The organism is Pseudomonas sp. PB120, assembly GCF_009761815.1.
In the GTDB taxonomy this organism is placed as follows: Bacteria; Pseudomonadota; Gammaproteobacteria; order Pseudomonadales; family Pseudomonadaceae; genus Aquipseudomonas.
This window is the reverse complement of record NZ_RWIN01000049.1, coordinates 37,304-44,792: the sequence shown is the minus strand read 5'-3', so window position 1 is coordinate 44,792 and position 7,489 is coordinate 37,304. Positions and strand designations below refer to the sequence as shown.

Sequence of the window (7,489 nt, the reverse complement as noted above, 5' to 3'; positions counted from 1 at the left end):
CGAGCCACCGGTGTCGGTGCCGATGGCGATGTCCGCCAGGCCGGCCGCGACCGCCGCGGCCGAACCGCTGGAGGAACCGCCTGGCACCCGGTCCGGGGCTTGCGGGTTGATCGGCGTTCCGGTCCAGTCGTTGATGCCGGTGACGCCGAAGGCCAGTTCATGCAGGTTGGTTTTGCCGACGATTTGCCAGCCGGCGTCGAGAATCGCGTCCACCACGTCGGCATTGCGCGTGGCCGGCTCGGCGTCGGCAAACGCACGACTGCCGGAGCGGGTCGGGTGCCCGGCGATGTCGATCGAATCCTTGATCGCGACCCGCTTCCCAGTGCCGCCGAGTAAAAATTCGCTGATGAAGGTACTCATGCGCCCAGCCCCGTATTGAACAAGCGTTGCGTGCGGAAATGCGCGATCAGCCAGACACCGTCCACGCAGCGAAAATCAATGTTCAACCGCGTGCCGAACAGCTCGTTGTGTCCATCGGCGTAGGTGGAAATCTGCTGCATGATCCACTGCCCCCGGGCCGTGCTGCCGTCGACCACGATCGACTCGCTGGTGAGGAAATGCAGGTTCAGGCGAAAGTGGTCCGACGGCGGCAAGTAGCCGCCGACGAACGCCGCCACCGCATCCCGGCCACGGTGCTGGCCGAAGGTCTGCGCGGTCTGGCTGCCGACGCCTTCCCAGATCGCGTCGATGCAGAACAATTCAGCCAGGTCGCGGACCTGCGTGACCGGCCGCGGCACATCGCACAGGTCCATGTAGCGCGCCATCAGGCGGCGCACCTGGCTCTCCCCTTCGAGCGTCTCGAGACGCTGCAACAAGGCCTCGTTCATGGTCTAGACCTTGGCGGCATCAGGGATGGTCAGCGGGCGACCGATGCGCGCTTCAACCTTGGCGTAGCGCCACAGGCTGTATTCGTTCACCGGCGTGGTGCGGAACAGGTTGCAGGCGTCGATCACCGTTTGGTGGCAGTCGACGTCGGCCATGATGTAGACGGTCCACGGCGACGTGGTGGACGGGCCGACCATCAAGCGGTCGTCGTCCATGGCGCCGAGCACGGTGATGCCTGGCATGGCGCCGAGCGAGCCCATCATCTGGCTGAAGCCTTTCCAGACGCTCAGGCCTTCGCCGGTGGGCAGGTCGAAAAAGTTCTGGGTGATGCCGATGCAGAAGACAACGCGCAACGGTTCTTGTGTGGTCTGGGACATGAAAGTTGATCCTTGAATAGAGGGTTCAGATGTAGCCAGGGAATGGCGGCACGCCGAGGAACACCGAACCGGCGCCGTCGTACAGGCCTTCGCTGAGGAATGCGTGTTGGGTGACCACCATCGAATCGCGCAGGTAACGCTGCAGCGGATGGCGCAGGTAAATGGCGGTGGTGCCGGCGAGGCTGTAAGCGCTTTGCACCACGGCGGCACCGGCCTGGGACACGTGAATTGCCGAGAGGCGCAACAGGCTGGTCTGTTCGGCGGTGACCGGGTTGCCGGCCAAAATCGAATTCCACACTTGCTCGGTGGCGTTGTAGAAGAAACCGCGTGCGGCACCCAATTGGGCTTCGGCCTTGGCGATCTCGATACGCACGTAAGCGCGGTCGGCCATTTTCGGCGCGCCGGTGATGCCGCTGCCCGCCGCCATGCGGCTGACTTCATCAAGGGCGGCGCGGGCCAGGCCGAGGTTGACCACCGCGAGTACTTGCGCGGCGTAAGCGATCGAGGGGTAGCGGAACAGCGGTTCATCGATGGTCGCCGCGCCGCCGCGAATGAACGTCCAGCGCTCATCGACACGTTTATCGGTGACCCGCAGGTCGTGGCTGCCAGTGCCTTTGAGGCCGACCACGTCCCAGTTTTCGATGATGTCCACCTGGTCGGGCGGGAACACAGCGGTACGCGGTTTGCCACCGGCCGCGCCGATGCCGACGCCGAGCAGATCAGCGCCTTTGCAGCCGCTGGCGAATTTCCAGGTGCCGTTGACCTGCCATCCACCTTCGACCGCTTCGGCCGGTTGCAAGGGGAACAGGCCACCGGCGAACACCAGGTCGGGGCTTTTGGCGTAGAGCTCGGCAAGGGTGTCCTTGGGCAATGCGGCCAGGTAAACACCGGCGCTGCCGAAGCTGGCGACCCAGCCCGCAGACCCGTCGGCTTCGGAGATGCGTTCGATCATTTGCAGGAACAGCGCAGGTGCCAGGGCGTCGCCGCCAAAGCATTTCGGCGTGGCGGCGCGGTAGATGCCCACCTGTTTGAAGCGTTCGATCATGTCCCGTGGCACATGGGAGCCGGCATCGAATTCATCGCGGCGTTGACGCACTTCTTCCAACACCTGCTGGAAGGCCTGGCTGTCGAGGACAGGCTCGTCAACGCCGACCAGGGCGTCTTGTTGCGCAACCGCTGAACGCAGCATGGGCTTTCTCCGTCTTGCTTATTGTTAGGTGGGGGTAACGGCGCCCTGCCCCTGTAGGAGCGAGCTTGCTCGCGATGGAGGTCCTGGCACCGCGGGCAATCAGGCAGCCCGCGTCATCGTTGACGTCCATCGCGAGCAAGCTCGCTCCTACAGGAATCGGCGTCACCCTTGCATTGGGGTCCAGTGTAAAAACCGCCTCTGCTCGCCACTATTGGTGCGTGTAGCCCCCCACCTAAAGAAATCCCCTATCCCGCCCCCGGTTACTTCTGAGCGCTTCCCTGCCCGCAAGCCGGTATAAAAAGCCATACTTCCCGTTCACCGGTTCCTTTAGCTCCAGGGCTGCGCGATGTACCTGCCAAAACCGAACGACTTCTACACCCTCATCGAGGCCATGCCGCTGTGCATCATTCTTCACGATGCGCAAAGCAAGGAGATTCTCTGGGCCAACACCGCCGCGCTGAACGCGCTCGGTTTCACCCTGGAAGAACTCACGCCGCTGAAAGCCCCGGACATGACTCGCGATGCGCCGAAATACCGACGCTCGGTCGGTTTGCGCTGGCTGGAAGGCGCGGCCCGCACCGGCCAGCGCGCCATTGAATGGTGTTACCGGTCCAAGCAAGGGGTGGAGATTTTGTCCGAGGCGGTCGCGACCCTGGTGCACCTGGACGGGCGCGATGTGTTGATGGTGCAGTTCCGCGACATTTCCAAGGAAGACAAGGTCAAGCGTGACCTCAAGCGTTTCGAAAGCCGGCTCAAGGCCTTTATGCAGGACCTGGCCGAGGGCGTGGCGGTGCTCGGCCCCGAGGGTGACATCCGTTTTATCAGCGATTCCGGCGCGCACTTGCTCAACGGGGAAGAACACGCGCTGGCCGGGGAAAACTTCCTGTCATGGTGCGACGAAGATTCACGCCAGCGCCTGCTGCAACAGCTGGCCAGCGAGACGCCGGAACACGCGCCGTTCCGCGTGCATTACCACGTACAACGCCGTGACGGCGAATGGCGCTGGCATGAGGCGACGTGTCGGTTTATCGAGATTGAGGACGATCTGGTCGGCCATCTGCTGCTGTTCCGTGACGTCACCGAACAAGTGCAGGCGGAAGAAGCGCGGCGCGTCAGCGAGCAAAAGCTCGAGTACCTGGCCCGCTACAACGCCATGGGCGAAATGGCCGTGGCCATCGCCCACGAGTTGAGTCAGCCGCTGGCCGCCACCCGCAACTTCATCGAAGGGGCGGTGATTCGCCTCGGCAAAGAACCCTCTACCGATGAGGGCGTGACCTGGGGTTTGCAAAGCGCGGTGCGACAAATCGAGCATGCCTCGGTGATTATCAAAAGCGTGCGCGATTACGTGGTCAAACTGGAGCAGTCGGAAGAGCTGATCGACCTCAATGAACTGCTGCGCGAGACCCGCTACTTTATAAGCCTGCGAGCCGACCCGAGCCTGGTCCGCGTCGAAGTCGTCGCCAGCCCGACGCCGCTGTGGGTGAGCTGCGAGAAGGTGCTGATCGGCCAGGTCATCCTTAACCTGGCGTTCAACGCCATTGAAGAAATGTGCGACCTGCCCCTCGAACGCCGTGTTTTACGCATTCATGCCAGCGCCGCCGACGGTGTGGCGCTGGTGCGTATCGAAGACAGCGGCCGCGGCATTCAGGGCGAGGCGCAAGAGAAGCTGTTTGATGGTTTCTTTTCGTCCAAGGTCAGCGGCAACGGCATCGGCCTGGCGCTGTGCAAAAACATCATCGGCCGCCATCGCGGCGATATCTGGGCGCAAAACCTGGCGCCTAGCGGGGCGGTGTTTACTTTCTCCCTGCCTCTCGCAAATCCCGCCTGAGAGCCCACTCCCACCTGTAGCAGCTGCCGAAGGCTGCGTTCGGCTGCGCAGCAGTCGCAAAACCAGAACTCGCGTTGCATCAGGGAAATCGCGTAATCCGGGTTTGCGACTGCTGCGCAGCCGAACGCAGCCTTCGGCAGCTGCTACATCGGGACGTGTTACGCCCATTTCCCGACACTGGCACTGACACACAAACGGTTGGCAGCCAGAGCAATTCTCCCGTGTTCACGGCGAGGCAGAATCGAACTGCAAAAATCTGCCTATGCACCCGCGATTCGCGTGAACAATAATTCAGGGAGTTCCCCCTAATGCGAGCCACCAGGATCACCGTACAGTCAGCGCTGAGTCTCAGCCTGCTCGTACTCGGTTTGAATAATGCCAGCGCGGATCTGCCCGCTGACACGATCGGCCAGACCGTTTTGGCATTTCCACCGGAAGTCCACCGTGCCTTCGTCGTCGACGTCGAATTCGAGAGCTTCGTGGCCGGCCGCGTCACCGTGGTCGACCCCGACAAAAAACGCGTGCTCGGCATGGTGCCGACCGGTTTTGCGGCGCCTTCGGCGCTCAGCCACGACCAGAAAACCCTCTACAGCGCCGACATCTGGTATTCGCGCGGCACTCGCGGCACCCGCACCGACGTGCTGACCGCGTGGGACAGCTCGACCCTGTCGCCGGCCTGGGAAGTACTGATCCCGAACAAGCGCGCCGAATCGCTGACCCAGCGCTACGGTTTGAAGACCAGCGGTGATGACCGCTTCGTCTACGTCTACAACTTCACCCCGTCGACGTCGGTGACCGTGGTCGACACGCAAGCCAAGTCCGTCACCGCTGAACTGGCGATTCCGGGTTGCGTGCTCAACTACCCGATCGGCAACCGCCGTTTCGCTTCGTTGTGCGGCGACGGCAGCTTGCAGGTGATCACCCTCAACGACCAGGGTCTGGAAACCGCGCGCACCCGCACGCCGTTCTTCGACCCGAATGCCGAGAAGCTCAACGAGCGCGCGGTGAACGTCGGTGATACCTACTACTTCACCACCACCACCGGCACCATCCGCCCGGTGGACTTCTCTGCCGATGCACCGAAAATCCTGCCGTCGTGGTCCTTGATCAACGACGAGGAAAAGAAAGCGGGCTGGGCACCGGGTGGCTGGCAGCTGATGGCCGTGGCGCCGAAGCTCAACCGTTTGTACGTGCTGATGCACGACGCTCACGAACCGATGAAGTGGGAAGACCCAAGCCCTCTGATCTGGGCGTATGACCTCAAGACCCAGAAAAAAGTGGCGACCCTGGAAGCACCGGTTCCGGTGTGGAGCATGCAGGCCACCGGCGACGACAAACCGCTATTGCTGGGTGCCGACGTTGAAGGCGGCTTGCAGATCTTCGACCTGAAGACCAACAAGCTCACCGGCAGCATGCCGAAAGTCGCGAAAACGGCGACCCAGGTCATGAGCTACTAAACGAGGTTCGGCCATGTACGTAGATCCGATCTTCATTATTGCCAGCGCACTCGCCATTTCGGTGTTGCTGGCCAGCGCCGCGACCCACAAGTTGCGCGCGCCGGCACGTTTTGCCAAGCAATTGGCGGACTACCAACTGCTGCCCGACGCCGTTGTACGGCCCGTTTCCCGGGTGATCCCGGTGCTGGAACTGGCACTCGCTTTTGCGCTGCTGGTGCCGGTCAGCCGTACCTGCGCAGCGTTGGGCGCCGCCAGCCTGATCGCGCTGTACGCCGCGGCCATCGGCATCAACCTGTGGCGCGGCCGTCGCGATATCGACTGCGGCTGTGCCGGTCCGGACCAGGCGCAACCCCTGCGCCCGGTCCTGTTGCTGCGCAACAGCGTGCTGGTAGGCGTGGCGTTGTTGACCAGCGCTTTGCCGGCCGTGCGCGATCTTGGTTTTTTTGATGGCTTCGTCACCGTCGCCGCCAGCGCCGTCGCGCTGCTGATTTACGCCGCCGCCGATGGCTTGCTGGCGAACTCCCCTCTTCTGCTCAAACTGATTGGTAGGTGATCAATGGAAGGCTTAATCGTTTCCAACGTTCTGCTCTGGATACTGCTGGTGGCCGTGGCGTTTGCCGTCATGGGCCTGGTCCGGCAGATTGGTGTACTGCACGGCCGTCTGGCCCCTGCCGGCGCGCTGATGATGGACAAAGGCGTGGCGGTCAATGAAGCCGCGCCGCAAGTGACTGCGTCCGACCGCAACGGTCGCCCGGTGAACTTCGGTTACGCCGCCGAGAAGAACCAGCTGCTGTTCTTCCTCTCGCCGACGTGCCCGATCTGCAAATCGCTGTTGCCGGCGATCAAATCCATCGCCAAGGAACAGGCCGACCGCCTGGACGTGGTGTTCATCAGCGACGGCGACATGGATGCCCAGCAAAAGCTGATCCGCGAACACAAACTGGAAGACGCCACCTACGTGGTCGGACCGGAAGTGGGCATGACCTATCAGATCGGCAAACTGCCTTACGCCGCCCTGATCGACAAGTCCGGCACCCTGCGCGCCAAAGGCCTGGTCAATTCCCGCGAGCACCTGGACAGCTTGTTCGAAGTCGAGCACCTGAAAAGCGCCACGCTGCAGGAATACCTGAACAGCCAGCCCCATGCACACGACCACAGCCACGGCCACAGCCACTGATTAAGGCAGGGAGACTTTTATGAAACTGCTGGATCTGTTGTTTGAGCGTTCGACTCGCCGTGTTGCCGACACCACCTCGCGACGCAAACTGCTGTCGCGCATGGGTTCCCTGATGGTGGCGGGTGCCGCCCTGCCGCTGTTGCTGCCGCTGGACCGCACCGGCAAAGCCCTGGCCGCCGAAACCCCGAAAGCGGGTGACCCGGGTGATCCGAACAGCTGCGACTACTGGCGCTACTGCTCCATCGACGGCTTCTTGTGCAGCTGCTGCGGTGGGTCGGTCACGTCCTGCCCGCCGGGCACCGAAGCCTCGCAAGTGACCTGGATCGGCACCTGCCGCAACCCGGCCGACGGCAAGGACTACATCATTTCGTACAACGATTGCTGCGGTAAGCAAAGCTGTGCGCAGTGCGCCTGCACCCGTAACGACAGTGAAGAACCGGCCTATCGCCCGTTCAACAACAACGACGTGAACTGGTGCCTGGCCGCCAAGTCGCACATCTACCACTGCACCGTTTCGATCATCCGCGGCGTTGCCGTGTAACACGTCTGCGTCTGGCTGACCTGTAGGAGCGAGCTTGCTCGCGAAAAGGCGTGAACGATAACTCGGGGTTCCTGGGTATCCACGTTACGCCTGCC

General features: G+C 62.5%; 9 protein-coding genes. 5 read left to right on the top strand and 4 right to left on the bottom strand.

Annotated features, from left to right (window positions below; genetic code table 11):
• The 4 genes from EJA72_RS10385 to EJA72_RS10370 form a co-directional block, all read right to left on the bottom strand.
• Window positions 1-360: amidase family protein (locus EJA72_RS10385; RefSeq protein ID WP_256679669.1), on the bottom strand; the 360-nt coding region annotated here is incomplete at its 3' end.
• Window positions 357-827, bottom strand: a complete 471-nt coding sequence (locus EJA72_RS10380) for a nuclear transport factor 2 family protein (RefSeq protein WP_157711375.1) — start codon at window positions 825-827, stop codon at window positions 357-359. The genes EJA72_RS10385 and EJA72_RS10380, both read right to left, overlap by 4 nt.
• 3 nt (window positions 828-830) lie before the next feature.
• On the bottom strand, window positions 831-1,202 hold the full coding sequence (locus EJA72_RS10375; RefSeq protein WP_157711374.1) for a hypothetical protein: 372 nt from the start codon (window positions 1,200-1,202) through the stop codon (window positions 831-833).
• Window positions 1,203-1,227: 25 nt separating this feature from the next.
• Entirely contained in the window at window positions 1,228-2,391 is a 1,164-nt protein-coding gene (locus EJA72_RS10370) for an acyl-CoA dehydrogenase family protein (protein ID WP_157711373.1), read from the bottom strand.
• Window positions 2,392-2,737: 346 nt separating this feature from the next.
• On the opposite strand from EJA72_RS10370, the gene EJA72_RS10365 reads away from it, so the two are divergent.
• From EJA72_RS10365 to EJA72_RS10345, 5 genes are all read left to right on the top strand, one after another.
• Window positions 2,738-4,219, top strand: coding sequence for a PAS domain-containing sensor histidine kinase (locus EJA72_RS10365; protein WP_157711372.1), 1,482 nt, complete (start codon window positions 2,738-2,740; stop codon window positions 4,217-4,219).
• Between the two features lie 308 nt (window positions 4,220-4,527).
• Window positions 4,528-5,676, top strand: a complete 1,149-nt coding sequence (locus tag EJA72_RS10360; RefSeq protein ID WP_157711371.1) for an amine dehydrogenase large subunit — start codon at window positions 4,528-4,530, stop codon at window positions 5,674-5,676.
• 13 nt (window positions 5,677-5,689) lie between these two features.
• Window positions 5,690-6,229 (top strand): MauE/DoxX family redox-associated membrane protein, encoded by a 540-nt coding sequence (locus tag EJA72_RS10355; protein ID WP_157711370.1) that lies wholly within the window; start codon window positions 5,690-5,692, stop codon window positions 6,227-6,229.
• 3 nt (window positions 6,230-6,232) lie between these two features.
• Window positions 6,233-6,853: a methylamine dehydrogenase accessory protein MauD gene (gene mauD / locus EJA72_RS10350; protein ID WP_157711369.1), complete on the top strand. Its 621-nt coding sequence runs from the start codon at window positions 6,233-6,235 to the stop codon at window positions 6,851-6,853.
• A gap of 19 nt (window positions 6,854-6,872) precedes the next feature.
• Window positions 6,873-7,394: a methylamine dehydrogenase light chain gene (locus tag EJA72_RS10345; RefSeq protein ID WP_157711368.1), complete on the top strand. Its 522-nt coding sequence runs from the start codon at window positions 6,873-6,875 to the stop codon at window positions 7,392-7,394.
• Window positions 7,395-7,489 lie beyond the last annotated feature (95 nt).

Excerpts from the sequence above, each read along its gene's own strand:
- EJA72_RS10380 (WP_157711375.1), bottom strand. The coding sequence starts at position 827 with ATGAACGAGGCCTTGTTGCAGCGTCTCGAGACGCTCGAAGGGGAGAGC.
- mauD (WP_157711369.1), top strand. The coding sequence starts at position 6,233 with ATGGAAGGCTTAATCGTTTCCAACGTTCTGCTCTGGATACTGCTGGTG.
- EJA72_RS10355 (WP_157711370.1), top strand. The coding sequence starts at position 5,690 with ATGTACGTAGATCCGATCTTCATTATTGCCAGCGCACTCGCCATTTCG.
- EJA72_RS10345 (WP_157711368.1), top strand. The coding sequence starts at position 6,873 with ATGAAACTGCTGGATCTGTTGTTTGAGCGTTCGACTCGCCGTGTTGCC.
- EJA72_RS10365 (WP_157711372.1), top strand. The coding sequence starts at position 2,738 with ATGTACCTGCCAAAACCGAACGACTTCTACACCCTCATCGAGGCCATG.
- EJA72_RS10370 (WP_157711373.1), bottom strand. The coding sequence starts at position 2,391 with ATGCTGCGTTCAGCGGTTGCGCAACAAGACGCCCTGGTCGGCGTTGAC.
- EJA72_RS10375 (WP_157711374.1), bottom strand. The coding sequence starts at position 1,202 with ATGTCCCAGACCACACAAGAACCGTTGCGCGTTGTCTTCTGCATCGGC.
- EJA72_RS10360 (WP_157711371.1), top strand. The coding sequence starts at position 4,528 with ATGCGAGCCACCAGGATCACCGTACAGTCAGCGCTGAGTCTCAGCCTG.